The following is a 17,870-nucleotide window of genomic DNA, read 5'->3' on the forward strand; positions in this document are numbered from 1 at the left end:
GATGTCAACGAACCCAGGCACCCGCCGATCCGTGCGGAAGGCCGCCAACGGCGCCCGCGGCCCCCTTCCCACCGGGCGTCCGTCCGCGAATGATTGGGACTTCGACCGAAGACACGACCGACCGCGGAGCTTCTCGCCGATGATCGAATGGCTGGCCATCCCCGCCGTGCAGGCCCCCAAGCGGACGCTCAAAGACTGGGCGAAGGCGTTCGAGGATCTCGGCCAGTTCGCCGCGATCGTCCCCGAGCCCCCGGGTGCCTCCTGGCTCGAAATCCCGGCCCTCGGCCTGCGCGGGTTCGCCACCCACGAAGAATCGGGCCTGGAGGCGATCCTGTTCGAGATGAACGCCCAGGACCCGGAAGTCGCGCTGGCCGCGCTCGCCACGGCCGCCAAGAGCCTCGATTGGGAGATCCACGAGGACGACGACGACGGATCGGACGACGGTTCCGACGACGACTGAGGCCCCGCACCGGGCAGGTCCACGCTTGATCCGGGGCCGCCGACCGGGCACCATCGGGAAATCAAACAATCCCGGCGAGCCCGATCGGAGCCCCCGACGCATGAGACGCGCACTGAGCCTGATGACCCTCGCCGCTGCCGCATTCGCCGGCCCGGCCGACGCCGCCGAGCCCAAGTGGAAGAAGCACGACGTCAACGCCTCCAGCCCCTACGAGGCCGCGGGCGTCTTCGACGTCGACAATGACGGCAAGCTCGACATCGTCTCGGGCGCCTTCTGGTACAAGGCCCCCGACTGGGCCAAGTTCCCGGTCCGCGACGTGGCCAAGATGGGCACCTACTACAACTGCTTCTCCACCCTGCCGATGGACGTCAACGGCGACGGCAAGATCGACTTCATCAGCTGCGCCTACTTCTCCAAGAACGTCGGCTGGGTCGAGAACCCCGGCGAGCCCGGCAAGCCCTGGGCCTATCACGAGATCGACGTACCGGGCCCCAGCGAGGCCGCCGTCCTCGTCGACCTCACCGGCGACGGCATCCCCGAGATCCTGCCCAACACGGTCAACACCGTCGCCTGGTACCAGCTCGAGACCAAAGGGCCCAGCCCCAAGTTCCGCAAGTTCGACTTCGGCACCAAGGCCGCCGGCCACGGCGTCGGCTCGGGCGACGTGAACGGCGACGGCCGCGTGGACCTGCTCACTCCCAAGGGCTGGTTCGAAGCGCCCACCGACCCCGTCAACGCCACCTGGACCTGGCACCCCGAGTGGGAAGCCGGCACCGCGGGGATCCAGATGCTGGCCAAGGACGTCGACGGCGACGGTCTCTCAGACGTCGTCTACGGCAACGGCCACGACTTCGGGCTCTTCTGGCTGAAGCAGGGCAAAGGGACAGACGGCGGCCGGACCTGGACCAAGGCCGTGATCGACCCCAAGCTTTCCTCGGTCCACGTCCTGCAATGGGCCGACCTGAACGGGGACGGCGCCGCCGACGAGTTGATCACCGGCAAGCGCGTTTACGCCCACGAGATCGAGCCGGGCATCACCGAAGGGTCGGTCGTCGGCTACTACCGCTTCGACAAGGCCACCAGCGCCTGGACCAAGCACGTCGTCTTCCAGGGCGAGCCGGCCAATAAAGACACGCCCGCCGAGGGGGGCAAGCGCGACGCCCAGAAGGACTTCCCCGCCGGGACCGCCGGGACCGGCCTCCAGGTCACCGCGGTCGACATCGACAAGGACGGCGACCTCGACCTCGTCTGCCCCGGAAAGAGCGGCCTTTACTACTTCGAGAACCTGGGCGACAAGCCCTGATCGGGCTTCGAACTCGATCCGGGACGCCCCTCCAAACCCTCGCCGATCTGCGGGGGCCTGGAACGGGCGTCCCGGCTTTTGTATAACGAAGGCCCGACCGAAGCCCGCATGCCAACGGCCCCGCCGCGCCGCGACGAGACGCACCCGACCCCCGAAGGCCAAAGCTCCCGATGAAAGTCCACGAATATCAGGCGAAGGACCTGCTCAAGGCCGCCGGGGTCGCAGTGCCCGACGGCATCGTCGCCACCACGCCCGATGAGGCGGCCGAGGCTTATGACAAGCTCGGCGGCGGCCTGATCGTCGTCAAGGCGCAGGTCCACGCCGGCGGGCGAGGCAAAGGCGTCGCCATCGACGCCGATGCCGACCACGACAACGCCCTGCTCATCGCCAGCGGCAAGCTGCCCCGGCCCGACGGCATGGCCAAGGGCGTGCAGCTGGTCAAGACCCGCGACGACGCCAAGAAGGCCGCCGCGGGCCTGCTGGGCAAGACGCTCGTCACCTACCAGACCGGCGCAGTCGGCCAGCTCATCTCCAAGGTCCTCATCACGGTCGGCCACGACATCGTGCGTGAGCTCTACCTCGGCCTGGCCGTCGACCGCGAGACCAAGTCCGCCGTCCTGATGGCCTCCACCGAGGGGGGCGTCGAGATCGAGACCGTCGCCTTCGAGAGCCCCGAGAAGATCCACAAAGAGGCGGTCGACATCGGCCTCGGACTGGCCGATTTCCAGGCCCGCAAGGTCAGCCGGTCGCTTGGCCTGAAGGGCGACAGCGCCAAGAAGGGCGAAGTCCTCTTCAAGTCGTTCGTCAAGTTCTTCCTCGACTCCGACGCGTCGCTCGCCGAGATCAACCCCCTGATCGTCACCGACAAGGGCGACGTCCTGGCCCTCGACGCAAAGCTGAACTTCGACGACAACGCGTTGTTCCGCCACAAGGACATCGCCGCCCTGCTGGACGTCGCCGAGGAAGACCCCAACGAGCTGCGTGCCGGCAAGTCGGGCCTCAGCTACGTGAGCCTCGACGGCGACATCGCCTGCCTGGTCAATGGTGCCGGCCTGGCCATGAGCACCATGGACCTGATCAAGCACCACGGCGGAGATCCCGCCAACTTCCTCGACGTCGGCGGCGGAGCCAACAAGGACCAGGTCCTCGAAGCCTTCCGCATCCTGCTGGGCACCCCGAACGTGAAGGCCGTGCTGGTCAACATCTTCGGCGGGATCATGAAGTGCGACATCATCGCCGCGGCCCTGCTGGCCGCTTACGATGAGATCGACTTCCGCGTCCCCCTGGTCGTCCGCCTGGAAGGGACGAACGTGGAGCTGGGCAAGAAGATGCTGGAAGAGAGCGGCCGCAAGATCATCACCGCAACGGGCCTGACCGAGGCCGCGCAGAAGGTTGTGGCCGCCGCCAAGGGCGCCGCCTGAGCCCGAGCCACGCGAGGACGCCCCCGGCGAGACCCGCGGGGGGCGTCCATCCAGATCCGGCCCCCGGCCCGAGCCACCGCATCGCACACCGGACCTACCGACCCAAGTCCCAGACCGGCCCGAGATGAGCACGCCTTCATGAGTATCCTCGTCGACAAGAACACCCGGCTGATCTGCCAGGGGATCACGGGCAAGGCCGGGGCGTTCCACTCGGAACAGTGCCGCGACTACGGCACGAACCTCGTCGGCGGCGTCACCCCCGGCCGCGGCGGCAACACCACCCTGGGCGTCCCCGTCTTCGACGGCTGCGACGAGGCCGTCAAGGCCACCGGCGCCAACGCCACCATGATCTTCGTCCCCCCGCCCGGGGCCGCCGACGCGATCCTCGAAGCCGCCGACGCCGGCATCAAGCTCATCGTCGCCATCACCGAGGGCATCCCCGTCCTCGACATGGCCCGCGCCGTCGCCTACCTCAAGGCCCACCACCCCGACGTCCGCCTGATCGGCCCCAACTGCCCCGGCGTCATCACCCCTGGGCAGTGCAAGATCGGCATCATGCCGGGCTACATCCACAAGCCGGGCCGCGTTGGCCTGGTCAGCCGGTCGGGCACCCTCACGTATGAAGGTGTCTGGCAGCTCACCAGCCTGGGCATCGGCCAGAGCACCTGCGTCGGCATCGGCGGAGACCCCATCAACGGGTCGAGCTTCTCCGACATCCTGGAGATGTTCCAGAACGACCCCGACACCGACGCCGTCCTGATGATGGGCGAGATCGGCGGCAATGCCGAGGAGCAGGCCGCGGGCCTGAAGGCCTCGGGCAAGTTCACCAAGCCGATGGCCGCCTTCATCGCCGGCCAGACCGCCCCCCCCGGCAAGCGCATGGGCCACGCAGGCGCCATCATCTCCGGCGGGTCGGGCAAGGCGTCCGACAAGATCGACGCCCTCGAGGCCGCCGGCATCCTGGTCGCCAAGAGCCCCGCCGACATGGGCATCACCCTCCAGGCCGCCCTCAAGGCGGGCTGAGCAAGGTCGTCTCCTCGACCAATCCAGGGCCGATTGCTTGGCACCCTCCCGAGCAACCGGCCCGGTCCACATTCCGGGGGTCGACCGCCCTACCCCCCGATCGCCGGCGCGAGCACACCTTCATGTCCACGCCCGACGCCGAGAACCCCTGGACCACCCGGTCCAGCCGCCCCATCTACGACAACGCCTGGATCGCCGTCCGCGAAGACCAGGTCACCCGGCCCGACGGCCAGCCCGGCATCTACGGCGTCGTCCACTTCAAGCACACGGCCATTGGCGTACTGCCCGTCGACGACCAGGGGCGAGTCTGGCTCGTCGGCCAGCATCGCTACCCGCTGGGCAACTATTCCTGGGAAATCCCCGAAGGGGGCGCCGACGACGGCGAGACCCCCGAGCAGGCCGCCCGCCGCGAACTCCTGGAAGAGACCGGCCTCGTCGCCGCCCACCTGGAGCCGATCGCCACCTCGCACCTCTCCAACTCCGTCAGCGACGAGGTCGCCTACCTCTTCCGCGCCACCGGCCTGACCCTCGGCGAAAGCTCCCCCGAGGGGACCGAGCGCCTGGAAGTCCGCCAAGTCGAGTGGGACGAGGCCTGGGCAATGGTCAAGGAGGGCCGGATCACCGACTCCATGTCCCTCATCGCCCTGCTGTCCGAGGCCGTCCGCCGCGGAACTCCGCCGTTGACCGGCTAGACCAAACGCGAAGGCCGGGCCGAGTCGCCATGCGGGCGTCTCGACTCGGCCATTGGTCGCGGCTCGGGCTTGAAAAGCAGGCGAGTTGCTCAGCGGGAGGCGATGCCGCGGACGCCGAGGATGGATTGCGAGGGGAAGTGCTTGCCGGGGCAAGCGGCCGGGCTGTCGGACAGGTCGGCGTGGGTGCCGACGTGGTCGGCGGGAATCTTGTAATGGTCGGTCAGGTAGGCGACGAGCGCCTTGGCGGCGGCGATCTGCTTGGGGGTGGGGGGCTTGTCGTCCAGGTCGCCCACCAGGCAGATGCCGATGCCGTCTTCGTTCATGCGCTGGTCACGGGCGTTGCGGGTGTGCACGCCCCCCTTCTGGTTCGCCCAGCGGCGGGCGACCTCGATCTGGCCGTCGGGGCTGTCGGTGCCGTTGCCGATGACGAAGTGGTAGCCGCAGCCGTCGAAGCCCAGGGCCTTGCGGTGTTCGCGGTCGATCTGGTCGAGACCGCCTTCGCTGTGGGCGCTGTGGTGCAGCACGACATACTTCCAGGGCCGGTCGGCCTTGGGCGGGGCGAACAGGTCGCCCGGGTCGTTGACCAGCGGGCGGACCACCTCGGCCGGGGTCAGCTTGCGCTGCTTGGCGGCGGTCGTACGCCGCTTCGACGAGCGGGCGGCGCTGGGGGGGACCAGTTCGGGGCGAGGCTCGTCAATCTTGGGGATCACGTCGTTGTCGCTGGTGCCGCTGCTGGGGGCCACCTTGGCGTCAAGTGACGGCTCGCCCGTGGAGCCCCCGCGAGACGCGGCCGGCGGCGATTCGGGCACCGCGTTGGCCGGCTCAAGCCCGCCGATCGACGGCTCGACGACCGTGGAGGACTCCCCGGCGTCGCCCGGCACGACGGTCGTGACGCCCGAAGAGACGCCGACAGGCGAGTCGCCGCAGCCGCCGGGGACGTTGCACGGGGCGGCCACCGCGGCGGGGGCACCCATATACACCGGACGCATCGAGGCGCGTTTGTGGCTGCATCCCGGGCCGGAGATGATCAGGCAGGCGGCCGCCAGGCCGGCGGGGGCGGACATCCAGGTCGGTACGGCGCGCAGGGCGGACGCGGCCATCTGGAAGAGGGCCATGAGGGCATCTCCGGTCGGAACACACGGGGAATTTGTTCGAGAGGCGACGACTCTCGCGACGGAACTTCCTAGAGCAATCAGGAGGCCAGCCCCCGACGAAAAACCTTCAAAGTCCGCCGCCAGAATCCTGGATTCGACTGAAGTCTACACCCCGATTGGACGATAGGTCGGCAATCGAAAGAAAATTTTCCGATTCCCCTCAAGACCCAGGCCCCGCCGACCGACGACCCGAAGTCATCTTGACACGCCCTTCTTGTCAATCGTTCAAACCTGCCGTCCGCCACTCCTCATGACAGGCCGCCACCCGGCGCGTTATCCTGTCCCCTTCCATCGCGCCAACCCCCCGTCGACCCGGGCGCGACTCACATCGATGACAGCGGAGGAGGCGTCTCGCCCCCGGCGCGCCCCGCGCGACCGGCCCCCGCGCGACGCGAAGGCCTGCACCCATGCCGAGCTACCACCCGCAGCGGATCGAGCCCAAGTGGCAAGCCTACTGGGACGCCAACAAGACGTTCGCCGCGCGCGACCTCGTGGCCGATCAGCCCAAGCTGTACGTGCTCGACATGTTCCCCTACCCCAGCGGCGCCGGCCTGCACGTCGGCCACCCCGAGGGGTACACCGCAACCGACATCGTCTGCCGCTATAAGCGGATGCGCGGATTCAACGTGCTGCACCCGATGGGCTGGGACGCCTTCGGCCTACCCGCCGAGCAGTACGCCATCAAGACCGGCGCCCACCCGCGCGAGACCACCCAGGCGAACATCGACAACTTCCGCCGCCAGATCAAGTCGCTCGGCTTCTCGTACGACTGGGACCGCGAGGTCGACACCACCGACCCCGCTTACTACAAGTGGACCCAGTGGATCTTCCTGAAGCTCTACGACACCTGGTATGACCCCGACTGCGCCTGGACCGACCCCGGCGGCAAGCCCCGCAAGGGCAAGGGTCGCCCCATCGCCGACTTGCCCATTCCCGACGGCACGCCCGACGCGGCCGCCTATCAAGACGCGAAGCGGCTGGCCTACCGCGCCGAGATCCCCGTCAATTGGTGCCCCGCGCTGGGCACCGTGCTCGCCAATGAAGAGGTGCAGGACGGCAAGTCCGAGGTCGGCGGCCACCCCGTCGTCAAGATGCCGTTGAAGCAGTGGATGCTGCGAATCACCGCCTACGCCGACCGGCTCGTCGACGACCTGGAAGGGCTCGACTGGTCCAAGGCCATCCGCGACATGCAGCGCAACTGGGTCGGACGCAGCGAAGGGGCCGAGCTCGACTTCGCCCTGGCCACCGTCACGCCGGGCGGCTACGACAACTGGAAGATCCTCCGCCAGGGAGACGGCTTCCCCGAGCCCGCCGGCCCCGACGTCGTCCGCGTCTTCACCACCCGGCCAGACACCCTCTTCGGCGCCACCTACCTGGTCCTCGCCCCCGAGCACCCCCTCGTCGACCGCGTCGTCGGCGTCGAGCAGCGGCCGGCCGTCGACGAGTATCGCGAGGCCTCCGCCCGCAAGAGCGACATCGACCGCACCGACCTGTCGAAGACCAAGACCGGCGTCTTCACCGGCGCCTACGCCGTGAATCCGGCCAGCGGCGAGCCGGTTCCCATCTGGATCGCCGATTACGTCCTGCTCGGCTACGGCACCGGCGCCATCATGGCCGTGCCGGCGCACGACCAGCGCGACTTCGAGTTCGCCCAGGCCTTCAACCTCCCCATCAGGGCCGTCGTCCTGCCCGATGATGCCTGGATCGACACCCATGCGCCTGAGGGGCTCGACGGCGACTCGACCGTCGACGCCTGGCGCGCCCACTACATCAGGAATCCGGGGCTCTTCCCCGTGGCCTTCGGCGGCGAGGGCCGCGCCCTCAACTCGCGCAACCCCGAGATCGACCTCGACGGCCGTGCCACCGCCGAGGCCAAGGCCAGCATGGCCAACTGGCTGACCGAGCAGAAGCTGGGCCGCAAGACCGTCAACACCAAGCTCCGCGACTGGCTCTTCAGCCGTCAGCGCTACTGGGGAGAGCCCTTCCCCATCCTGCTGGACAAGCCAGACGGCCTGAAGGCCTACGCCGTCCCGGTCGACGAGCTGCCCGTCGTGCTCCCCGAGATGGCCGACTTCCGCCCTTCGGGGCGGCCCGAGCCGCCGCTGGGCAAGGCGACCGAGTGGGTCAACTACTCCGAGGCCTATCGCCGCGAGACCAACACCATGCCGCAGTGGGCCGGCTCGTGCTGGTACTACCTGCGCTACCTCGACCCCAAGAACGACCAGGCCCCCTTCGACCCCGAGAAGGAACGCTACTGGATGCCGGTCGACCTGTATGTCGGCGGCGCCGAGCATGCGGTCCTCCACCTGCTCTACTCGCGGTTCTGGCACAAGGTCCTCTTCGACCACGGTCTGGTCAGCACCATGGAGCCGTTCCAGAAGCTGGTCAACCAGGGGATGATCCTCGGGGAGACCGAGTACACCGGCTATCGCGACCAATCCGGCGCCTGGGTGAGCTCGGCAACCGTCCGACTCGTCGACGAGATCCAGGTCGACGCCAAGGGCCGGCCGGTCGAGACGGTCAAGCTCACCGAGGACAGGGTCGTCAAGAAGGGCGAGGGCTTCGTCCTGGTCGACGACCCCTCGATCCGCATCGATGCCCGCGCCCACAAGATGTCGAAGAGCCGGGGCAACGTCATCAGCCCCGACCACGTCGTCAAGGAATACGGCGCGGACAGTCTCAGGCTCTTCGAAATGTTCATGGGACCGCTCGAAGCCGTCAAGCCCTGGAGCATGAAGGGGGTCGAGGGCGTCTACCGCTTCCTCGCACGCGCCTGGCGGATGGTCGTGGATTCCGACGCCGACGAGATCCGCCTCGACTTCCGGGTCGTTGACGCCGAGCTGACGCATGAGCAGGCCAAGCTCGTGGCGCGTACCGTCGCCGCGGTGACGGACGACCTGGAGCGCCACAGCTTCAACACCGCGATCAGCCGCCTGATGGAGTTCGTCAACGCGTTCACCGGCCAGGAAACCCGCCCGAAGGCGGCCATGGAGGCCTTCACTTTGCTGCTTGCCCCCTACGCCCCGCACCTGGCCGAAGAACTCTGGGAGCTGCTGGGCCACGGACCGACCCTCGCCTACCAGCCCTGGCCCACGTATGACCCGGGCCTGCTGGTGGACGAGGAAATCGAGATCCCGCTCCAGGTCAACGGCAAGCTCCGCGCCCGCCTGACCGTCCCCTCGGCCATCACGCCCGAGGACCTGGAGGCCACCGCGCGGTCGCACGAGCGGCTGGCCGAGTGGCTCCAGGGCAAGACCATCAGGAAGGTCATCGTCGTCCCCGGCAAGCTCGTCAACTTCGTCGTCGGCTGACGTTGCCCCCCGCCCTCGGTTCACATCTCCTCCACGGCCAACGAAGCCGGCGCCCCGGCCCTGTCCGCCGGGCGCCCGGCCCGCCCGGCCCCCAGCGCAGGTCCGACCCATGACGAAGCACCCCATCCTCCGCGAGTTCAAGAACTCGGCCTTCATCATCGCCGGCATCCTCTCGGCGGCCTTCGGCCTCCACGGTTTTCTGCTCCCCGAAGGCCCGGCGCACGTCGCCGCCCATGGGGCCCCGGTCGAAACCACGAACCCACTCGACACTCACTCCAGGCCGAAGCTCGACGCCGAAGGCAATTCGCTGGTCAAGGTGGATGATCATGAGATCCACTTCATCGACGGCGGCGTCACCGGCATCTCGATGCTCGTCGCCAAGCTCTTCGGCATCCCCCTATCGGTGCTCCTGCTCGTCATCAACCTGCCGTTCATCGCGGTGGGATACAAGCAGATCGGCTGGGCCTTCGCCCTGCGCAGCGCCCTGGCCATCGGCGGGCTGTCGATCTGCCTGGCCACGATCCACTTCCCCGACGTCACGCCGGACAACCTGCTGACGGCCGTCTTCGGCGGCTTCTTCATCGGCGCCGGCATCGGCCTGGCCATCCGGGGCGGGGCCGTGCTCGACGGCACCGACATCGCGGCGCTGCTCATCAGCAAGAAGAGCTTCGTCCTGAGGGTCGGCGACGTCATCCTCGGCCTGAACATCGTCATCTTCCTGACGGCCGCCTTCGTCCTGGGCGTCGAGAGCGCCCTCTACTCGATCCTCACCTACGTCTCCGCCTCCAAGACCCTCGACTTCATCCTCCACGGCATCGAGGAATACACCGCCATCACGATCATCTCGGAGAAGAGCGAGCCGATCCGCAAGGCGATCATCGAGGTCCTGGGCCGAGGGGTCACCATCTACAAGGGGCGACGCGGGATGTCCGGGGATGACCAGGACATCCTCTATTGCGTCGTCACCCGCCTGGAAATCGGCAAGGTCAAGATGATCATCCAGGACATCGACAAGGCCGCCTTCACCATGGTCTACCCGCTCACCGACGTCACGGGCGGCGTGCTCAAGAAGTCGGGCCTGCACTGAGGCGGAGGCCGCCTACCGCACCGAGGCGGCGTCGAAGTGGGGGTTCTCGACGATCGAGAACGTGTTGCCGAATGGGTCTTCCACCGACGCCACCTTGATTCCTCCCCCCACGTCGCGCACCTCTTCGAAGACCCGGGCCCCCAGCTCGACCAGCCGCTTCAGCTCAGCCTCGGCGTCGGGCACGCCCCAGTAGGCCTGCACGCCGTGAGAGCCGGGGGTGCCATCCGGGACCAGGCCCAGCTCGAACCCGCCCACCGTGTATCCCACATAGAAGGGCTGGTCGAAGTACGGCTCGACGCCCAGCACCGCCCCATACCAGGCCTTGGCCGCCGCAAGGTCTTTCGCCGGATAGATCGCCGATCGCAAGCCCTGGATCATCGGATCAACCCTCGTCGCCCCGGTTAGCCCGCGTCGCCGACGCCCTCGTGGCGATCCGCGTGCCATCTCTCGTCTATACTAATGGACGCGGCGGGCGATGAGACCGGGGCCGCCCCGGGTCGTCGCCCACCGACGCTTCGAATCTACGGGACTGGAACGGTTATGGCACGCCCGCGCTACGTCATCGGCATCGACCTGGGGACCACCAACTGCGCCGTCGCCTACGTCGACACCAAGGGGAAAGAGCGGCCGACCGCCGACATCCGCCCGTTCGACGTCCCCCAGCTCGTCGCCGCCGGCGAGACCGCCCCCCGCTCGATGCTCCCCTCGTTCCTCTACTTGCCCGGCACGCATGACCTCCCCCAGGGCGCCGCGGTCCTCCCCTGGCGCGACGACGCCGACCGGATCGTCGGCGAATTCGCCCGGATCCAGGGGGCACGCGTCCCCTCGCACCTCGTCTCCAGCGCCAAGAGCTGGCTCTGCCACCCGGGCGTCGACCGCGAGGCCGACATCCTCCCCTGGGGAGCCCCCGCCGAGGCCCGCAAAGTCTCGCCCGTCGAGGCCTCCGCCGACCTCCTGCGCCACATCCGCGACGCCTGGGACGCCACCTTCGCCAAGGGTGACGACACCCGCAAGTTCGTGTCCCAGGAGATCGTCCTGACCGTCCCCGCCTCCTTCGACGAGGCCGCCCGCGAGCTGACGCTCGAAGCCGCAAAACGCGCGGGAATTCTAAAGCCGGTCCTGCTGGAAGAGCCGCAGGCCGCCTTCTACTGCTGGATCGTCAGCCACCAGGACGGATGGCAGCGCGAGGTGAAGGCCGGCGAGCGCATCCTCGTCTGCGACATCGGCGGCGGCACGTCCGACTTCAGCCTCATCACCGTCGTCGAGACCCCCGATGGCCCCGCCTTCCGCCGCGTCGCCGTCGGCGATCACCTGCTGCTGGGCGGGGATAATATCGACCTCGCCCTGGCCCACGCCGTCGAAGCCAAGCTCAAAGGGGCCCGACTGGACACCGAGCAGTGGTCGGCCCTGCGGCTCGCCTGCCGGACCGCCAAGGAGAAGCTGCTTGCCGACGGCGGGCCCGAGCGCTGGCCGGTCACCATCGCTGGCCGGGGCTCGAAGCTGATCGGCGGCGCGATCCAGTCGGACTTGACCCGCGACGAAGTCCGCAAGGTGGCCCTCGACGGCTTCTTCCCCGCCACCAACGCCGCCGACGAGCCCGGCCGAGGCGCCCGCGCGGGCCTCCAGGAATTCGGCCTCCCATTCGTCAACGACCCGGCCATCCCCCGCCACCTCTCCGCCTTCCTCCGCCGCCACGCCGCCGACGGCGCCCCCGAAGGCCAGCCCCACACGGGCAGGCCCGACGCCATCCTCTTCAACGGCGGGGCCCTCACGCCCCCCGTCGTCCGAGAACGCATCGTCCAGGTCATCACCGCCTGGTTCGCAGGTTCCGAGCCCGAGTCCGCAACCCCTTACAAACCGCGAGTCCTCACCAACGCCTCGCTCGACCTCGCCGTGGCCAACGGGGCGGCCTACTACGGGATCGTCCGGCGCGGCGGCGGCATCCGCATCGGCGGCGGCACCGCACGCTCGTTCTACGTCGGCTTCCAGGGCCAGCCAGGCTCCCCCCCCTGGCTCTGCACCGTCCCGCGCGACGCCCAGGAAGGCGACGAGTTCGCCATCGAGGGTCGCGACTTCGAACTCCTGATGGGCAGGCCCGTCGCCTTCCCGCTCGCCTCCAGCTCGGTGAGGCCCCAGGACAAGCCCGGCGACCTCGTGCCGGCTGATCCCAATTCCATCCTCGACCTCCCCCCGCTCGTCGGCCTGATGAAGGTCGGCCGCAAGGCGAAGGCCGAGCAGATTCCCGTGAGCCTCGCCGCCCGCGTCACCGAGGTCGGCACCATCGAGCTCTGGTGCCAGTCCCGCACCGACGACCGCCGCTGGCGCCTCCAGGTCCAGCTCCGAGGCCCATCCAATCGGGCTGAACCTGGTGCCGACGTACCCATCGAAGAATCCGAGCGCGTTGTCCTGGAGCAGTCGTATGTCGACGCCGGGGTCGAGGCCATCCGAGTCGCCTTCGCCGATCCTTCGCCCCCCGAGGATCGAGGGCCGTCGCGCCTGGTGAAAATCCTCGAAGAAGTCGTCGACCTCCCGCGCGACCAGTGGCCCCCCTCGGCCCTGCGCTCCTTCTGGGAACCCCTGCGCGACGCCGCCGACCGCCGCGCCAAATCCTCGCGCCACGAGTCCCGCTGGCTCAACCTGGCCGGCTACTGCCTCCGCCCCGGCGTCGGCTACCCGCTCGACGAGCTGCGCATCAAGGCCGCCTGGTCCCTCTGGCACCAGAGCGTCAAGCACCCCAAGGACCCGCAGTGCTGGGCCGAGTTCTGGATCCTCTGGCGCCGCGTCGCCGCCGGCCTGACCAAGGCCCACCACGAGGAAATCCACCGCCGCATCGCCCCGTTCCTCATCCCCCCCAAGGCGGCCGGCGGCCTCGCCGGAGTCGCGAAAAAGGCCAACCGCCCCAAGCCCGAGCCCCACGAAGTCGCCGAAATCTGGCGAACCGCCGCCGCCCTCGAGCGCATCCCCGCCGCCGCCAAAACCCAGCTCGGCGACGCCCTCGCCGCCGACCTTACCCGCCCCGGCCCCCTCGCGCACATCCCCTGGTGCCTCGGCCGCCTGGGAGCCCGCGTCCCCCTCTTCGGCCCCGCCAACACCGTCGTCCCCCCCGACGTCGCAGCCCGCTGGCTGGCCCCCCTGCTCGCCCGAGAAAACCCCGCCGGCCGAGAAACCGGCGACCTCACCTTCGCCCTCACCCAGCTCGCCCGCCTCTCCGGAGACCGGGCGAGAGACCTCGACCCCGACCTCCGTCACCAAGTCGCCGCCCGCCTCGCCGAGCTAGGAGCCTCCGAAGAGTCCATCCGCCCCATCCTCGAACTCCAGACCCGAAAAGCCGCCGATCAGGCCCAGGCTTTGGGGGATACGCTGCCAACGGGGTTGCGGCTCATCGTCGCGGATGTCGCAGCGATGGCGTGATCACCACGACATCCCAATCGAATGGGCACGATCGAGAACCACGGGTTCCGTCATCCGTCTCGCGCCCGACATTCCCAACGATCGGTCGCGAGAAAATTGACGAGAGTACCGTGGACGACTTAACGCTCGCCTTGGGTCTGCGAGTGTTCTGTCAATTCCTGCTCCGTGGAATGATTGACCGTCGTCGTCGGCCGGCGGCTGACGATCCACCCGATGCCTCCAACTCCGATCATCACCAAGCTGCCGAGCTCACCGAGTGCGAGCAATCCGTCAAAAACCAGGAACACAGGGGTTTTCCTCAAGGCTCCCCCGAAAGACGCGACCAGCTTGCTTATAAGAAACAGAACTCCGGCAGCACAGAGGCTTCCCAAGCACACAGATTTCCACCAGGATCGCCATCCCGGCACCGGGCCATCGAGAGGATACGGTGGCGCATACTCATGCGACTTCGTCATCATGTTTTCCCAAGTAAATTTCGGCCGGCTCGATTAAGTCAAATGGACCCGCTCAATCGATTCACCAGGGTGCACGCTTAAAACGAGTGACACGAGCGAACGACCTTGGCGGGCCGCGCCAAAGCGGCGCGGCCCGCATCCCATCAACCGATCACTTCGCCGGCGAAATTGTCACCGTCTCCTCACCGTCTTCCGCAAACTCCACGGGCACGGTCCAGACGTAGCTCTTGGGGATGCACAACCCCTCGCTGCCGCCTTGCTTGCAGACGAGGGCACCGACGGACAGCTTCAGGGTTAGCGTCTTGCCGACCTCTAGCTCCTCGGTCAGGGGCAGGTCGAGGCTGAACTCGCTCTTGGCGGGCTCGATGCGGCCTCCGCTCGTGGTGACTTCGCCCTTCAGGGCGTCTTCGGCGCCGGGGGTCTCGGCCAGGTAGACGACGGGGGCCTCGGGGCCCAGCTTGAAGCCCTCGGGGATGGGCAGGGTGATGCTAACTTTCAACGACTTGCCGGGCTTCAGCTTCGCCAGGGGAAGGGTGGCCTCGGTTGGGTTGGCGAAGGAGGGCTTGCGGGGCTTGAGCTTGGGGGCTTCAAGGCCGGCGAGGGCCAGGGTGGTGACTTCCTTGGTGGCCAGGTCGATGGCGCGGATCCGGTGGTTGTTGGTGTCGGCCACGTAGAGGATCTTGCCGCCGACGCTCAGGCCGCCCGGCTCGTCGAAGCGCGGCGGGGTGTCGGAGAGGCCGGGCTTCACGGCTCCCACGAAGGTCTGGACCGACTTGGTCTTGGGGTCGGAGACCTTGATCTTGTTGTTGTAGGTGTCGGCGATGTACAGCTTGCCGTCGGCGTAGGCCAGGCCCAGGCAGTGCTGGAGGCGGACTTCCTTGCCGATGCCGTCGACGTCGCCGAAGCCGAAGAGGCCCACCCCCGCGATCCGGTCGACCTTGTCCTTGTTGTCGCCGGCCAGTCCGATCGAGCGGACGCCGGAGACCTCGGAGTCGGCCACGAAGAGGTACTTGCCGTCGGTCGCCAGGCCGCTCGGCTGCGCGAACTCGGCACTCTGGACGGGGCCGTCGGCGATGTTCTCGCGGCCGTTGCCCGCCCAGACGCTGACCTCCTCGGTCTTGATGTCATACTTCCAGATCTGGTGCGGGCCGGCCATCGCCACGGCCAGGGTGTCGGTTCCCGGGATCAGCAGGACGTCCCAGGGGCTGTTCAGGCCGGTCGCGGTGCCGGGGCCCCCGCCTTCGCGCCGGTTCGACTGCTCGCCGTTGCCCGCCACCGTCTTGACCGACTTGGTTGTCAGGTCAATCGCGCGGATCGCGTGGTTCTCGGTGTCGGCCACGTAGAGGGTCTCGCCCACCAGGGCCATGCCCTGCGGCCGGTTGAACTTGGCCTCGCCGTACTTGCCGTCCGAGAGCCCTTCCTCGCCCGTTCCGTAGGTGGCGATCGCCTTGCCTTCGAGGTCCAGCACCACGATCCGGTTGTGGCCCGTGTCGGCGACGAACAGGCGATTGCCGGGCGTGTCGGCCAGCACCTTGCCGGGGTAGAGCAAGGGCCCGCCGGAGGGCCGGTCGCTCTCGGGCTGGAAGACCAGCTTCGCGTCGCTGAGCTCCCCCGCCTTCTTGTGCTTCTCCGCGAGCTTGCCGATCACCTTGTCCAGGACGTCGTAATTGCCCTCGCCGCTGACGTAGCCGACGTACTTGCCGGTGGCGTCGAGCAAGACCAGGGTGGGCCAGCTCTGCACGCCGAACCGGTTCCAGATCACCTGATTGGCGTCGTTGACAACTGGGTGCTTGATCCGGAACTCGGCCACTTTCTTGCGGATGTTCTCCGTCTCGCGCTCGGCCGGGAACTTGGCCGTGTGGACGCCGATGACGACCAGCTCGTCGGGGTATTTCGCCTCAAGCCGGGCCAGATCCGGCAGGATGTGGTGGCAGTTAATGCAGCAATAAGTCCAGAAGTCCAGGAGCACGATCTTGCCGCGCAGGTCGTCCATGTGGATCGGCCCGCCGACGTTGATCCAGCCGAGTCCCCCCTCCAGCGAGGGCTTCATCTCCTCCTGCGCCTGCGCCCTGGGTTGTGCCAGGGAGCTGTACACCAGCGACGCCAGCAGCGCCGCGGCGCCCAGAGTCATGCCCGCCCAGGCTCTCTTCGCGATCATCGGGGGCCAATCCTTTCCTTCGACGATTCGATCCGGGGTTCGGGTGCGGCCTCGGCGCCGTCCCGCCTCCCCTCAACGTTTCAAGCCCGCATTGTATTCGCCCGAGGGGCCCGCCTGGTCGCTTTTTCCGGCCGCGTCGCCGCCCGGGCAACGTCCCCCGGACGCGAGATCATCTGGCGGCCCCCCGACATGGCGGTTAATCTAGCTGACCTTGAGGCCGGTGGCCCCGACCGCGGGGGCCTCTCATGCCCCGACCCCACGCCCATTGCCCGCCCCAGAACGCCGTCGCCGCGGCCGCGCCGGACAGGCCCCGTCAGGTGAGCATCCCCCGCAATGGACCAGTCGCTGATTTGCACCTCCAAGCAGGCCGATCCCTACGGCGAGCTGAAGATTTTTGCGGGCAAGGCCAGCAAAGACCTGGCCGCAAAAATCTGCGAGTACCTGACCATCTCCTGCGCCAAGTCCGAGGCCATGGTCTTCAGCGAGGGCAATGTCTTCGTCAGGGTCCTTGAGAACGTGCGCGGCCGCGACGTCTTCATCGTCCAGGGGACCGAGCAGCCGGTCAACGACAACTTCATGGAGCTGCTCTTCTGGATCGACGCCTTCAAGCGCGCGAGCGCCACCCAGGTCACCGCCGTCATCCCCTTCTTCTCCTACGCCAAGGGGGACAAGAAAGATGAGCCACGCGTCTCCATCCGCGCCCGCGTCTGCGCCGACTGCCTGGAGGCCGCCGGGGCCGACCGCGTCCTGACGCTCGACCTCCACAGCCCGCAAATCCAGGGGTTCTTCCGGATCCCCGTCGACCACCTCTACGCCATGCCCGTCCTGGCCGACTACTTCCGCAAGAAGCAGATCGAGGACCTGGTCATCGCCTCGCCCGACGTCGGCTTCAGCAAGCAGGCCAACAAGTTCGCCAAGCTGATGAAGACCTCGTTCGTCATCGGCAACAAGACCCGGGCCGACCACACCGAGACCGCCGAGGTGCTCGACATCATCGGTTCCGTCGAGGGGAAGAACGTCCTGATCGTCGACGACTTCACCATCTCCGGCGGCACCCTCATCGAGATGGCCCACGCCTGCAAGGCCCGAGGCGCCAAGGACGTCTACGCCTGCGTCTCGCACGGCGTCTTCTCGCTGGGCTCGGCCGCCAAGATCGCCGCCAGCCCCATCAAGGAGCTGGTCCTCACCGACACCATCGGTTATCGAACCGAGCCCCTCCCCCCCAACTGCACCGTCGTCAGCGTCGCCCCCCTCTTCGCCCAGGCCATCCTCTCCATCCACAGCCGAGAGAGCGTCAGCCGCCTGTTCGAAGACCCGATGCCCGCCGGCGGCTGAGTCGAAATCCTGAGATTGACACCCCCCGATCTCGCGGTTACCTTCGCCGCCATCCCCTGC

Annotated in this window: 12 protein-coding genes; 9 read left to right on the top strand and 3 right to left on the bottom strand. The window is 68.0% G+C overall.

The features are described from left to right. The first annotated feature begins 139 nt into the window (after nt 1–139). The 5 genes from EP7_RS25185 (at nt 140) to EP7_RS25205 (ending at nt 4,899) form a co-directional block, all read left to right on the top strand. A complete protein-coding gene (locus EP7_RS25185) occupies nt 140–460 on the top strand; it encodes a hypothetical protein (protein ID WP_463525000.1) in 321 nt (106 codons plus the stop codon). A gap of 100 nt (nt 461–560) precedes the next feature. After that, nucleotides 561–1,763 (top strand): FG-GAP repeat domain-containing protein, encoded by a 1,203-nt coding sequence (locus EP7_RS25190; protein ID WP_463525001.1) that lies wholly within the window; start codon nt 561–563, stop codon nt 1,761–1,763. Nucleotides 1,764–1,933: 170 nt separating this feature from the next. Next, the gene (gene sucC / locus EP7_RS25195) at nt 1,934–3,184 is read left to right on the top strand and encodes an ADP-forming succinate--CoA ligase subunit beta (RefSeq protein WP_463525002.1); all 1,251 of its coding nucleotides are present in this window, start codon (nt 1,934–1,936) and stop codon (nt 3,182–3,184) included. A gap of 138 nt (nt 3,185–3,322) precedes the next feature. After that, nucleotides 3,323–4,207 (top strand): succinate--CoA ligase subunit alpha, encoded by an 885-nt coding sequence (gene sucD / locus EP7_RS25200; RefSeq protein WP_463525003.1) that lies wholly within the window; start codon nt 3,323–3,325, stop codon nt 4,205–4,207. A gap of 122 nt (nt 4,208–4,329) precedes the next feature. Further along, nucleotides 4,330–4,899 (top strand): NUDIX domain-containing protein, encoded by a 570-nt coding sequence (locus tag EP7_RS25205; protein WP_463525004.1) that lies wholly within the window; start codon nt 4,330–4,332, stop codon nt 4,897–4,899. Between the two features lie 89 nt (nt 4,900–4,988). Here the strand turns inward: EP7_RS25205 and EP7_RS25210 are convergent, their stop codons facing one another. Further along, the gene (locus EP7_RS25210; protein ID WP_463525005.1) at nt 4,989–6,014 is read right to left on the bottom strand and encodes a peptidoglycan recognition protein family protein; all 1,026 of its coding nucleotides are present in this window, start codon (nt 6,012–6,014) and stop codon (nt 4,989–4,991) included. A 446-nt stretch (nt 6,015–6,460) separates the two neighbouring features. On the opposite strand from EP7_RS25210, the gene leuS reads away from it, so the two are divergent. Beyond that, nucleotides 6,461–9,364 carry a leucine--tRNA ligase gene (gene leuS / locus EP7_RS25215; protein ID WP_463525006.1) on the top strand — a complete coding sequence of 968 codons (2,904 nt, stop codon included), beginning with the start codon at nt 6,461–6,463 and terminating at the stop codon, nt 9,362–9,364. A gap of 109 nt (nt 9,365–9,473) precedes the next feature. Then, on the top strand, nt 9,474–10,451 hold the full coding sequence (locus EP7_RS25220) for a YitT family protein (protein ID WP_463525007.1): 978 nt from the start codon (nt 9,474–9,476) through the stop codon (nt 10,449–10,451). Nucleotides 10,452–10,463: 12 nt separating this feature from the next. On the opposite strand, the gene EP7_RS25225 is transcribed toward EP7_RS25220, so the two are convergent. After that, nucleotides 10,464–10,829, bottom strand: coding sequence for a VOC family protein (locus tag EP7_RS25225; RefSeq protein WP_463525008.1), 366 nt, complete (start codon nt 10,827–10,829; stop codon nt 10,464–10,466). A gap of 162 nt (nt 10,830–10,991) precedes the next feature. On the opposite strand from EP7_RS25225, the gene EP7_RS25230 reads away from it, so the two are divergent. Then, nucleotides 10,992–13,862, top strand: coding sequence for an Hsp70 family protein (locus EP7_RS25230; protein WP_463525009.1), 2,871 nt, complete (start codon nt 10,992–10,994; stop codon nt 13,860–13,862). A 606-nt stretch (nt 13,863–14,468) separates the two neighbouring features. Here the strand turns inward: EP7_RS25230 and EP7_RS25235 are convergent. Continuing rightward, nucleotides 14,469–16,475 carry a thioredoxin-like domain-containing protein gene (locus tag EP7_RS25235; protein WP_463525010.1) on the bottom strand — a complete coding sequence of 669 codons (2,007 nt, stop codon included), beginning with the start codon at nt 16,473–16,475 and terminating at the stop codon, nt 14,469–14,471. A gap of 333 nt (nt 16,476–16,808) precedes the next feature. Here EP7_RS25235 and EP7_RS25240 point away from each other — a divergent pair, with 333 nt between their 5' ends. After that, entirely contained in the window at nt 16,809–17,810 is a 1,002-nt protein-coding gene (locus EP7_RS25240; RefSeq protein ID WP_463525011.1) for a ribose-phosphate diphosphokinase, read from the top strand. The last annotated feature ends 60 nt before the right edge of the window (nt 17,811–17,870 follow it).

The organism is Isosphaeraceae bacterium EP7 (genome assembly GCA_038400315.1).
Classification (GTDB): domain Bacteria; phylum Planctomycetota; class Planctomycetia; order Isosphaerales; family Isosphaeraceae; genus EP7.

Coding starts and splice junctions, on each gene's coding strand:
- leuS (WP_463525006.1), top strand. CDS start 6,461: ATGCCGAGCTACCACCCGCAGCGGATCGAGCCCAAGTGGCAAGCCTAC.
- EP7_RS25235 (WP_463525010.1), bottom strand. CDS start 16,475: ATGATCGCGAAGAGAGCCTGGGCGGGCATGACTCTGGGCGCCGCGGCG.
- EP7_RS25185 (WP_463525000.1), top strand. CDS start 140: ATGATCGAATGGCTGGCCATCCCCGCCGTGCAGGCCCCCAAGCGGACG.
- EP7_RS25230 (WP_463525009.1), top strand. CDS start 10,992: ATGGCACGCCCGCGCTACGTCATCGGCATCGACCTGGGGACCACCAAC.
- sucC (WP_463525002.1), top strand. CDS start 1,934: ATGAAAGTCCACGAATATCAGGCGAAGGACCTGCTCAAGGCCGCCGGG.
- EP7_RS25225 (WP_463525008.1), bottom strand. CDS start 10,829: ATGATCCAGGGCTTGCGATCGGCGATCTATCCGGCGAAAGACCTTGCG.
- EP7_RS25220 (WP_463525007.1), top strand. CDS start 9,474: ATGACGAAGCACCCCATCCTCCGCGAGTTCAAGAACTCGGCCTTCATC.
- EP7_RS25210 (WP_463525005.1), bottom strand. CDS start 6,014: ATGGCCCTCTTCCAGATGGCCGCGTCCGCCCTGCGCGCCGTACCGACC.
- EP7_RS25240 (WP_463525011.1), top strand. CDS start 16,809: ATGGACCAGTCGCTGATTTGCACCTCCAAGCAGGCCGATCCCTACGGC.
- EP7_RS25205 (WP_463525004.1), top strand. CDS start 4,330: ATGTCCACGCCCGACGCCGAGAACCCCTGGACCACCCGGTCCAGCCGC.
- EP7_RS25190 (WP_463525001.1), top strand. CDS start 561: ATGAGACGCGCACTGAGCCTGATGACCCTCGCCGCTGCCGCATTCGCC.
- sucD (WP_463525003.1), top strand. CDS start 3,323: ATGAGTATCCTCGTCGACAAGAACACCCGGCTGATCTGCCAGGGGATC.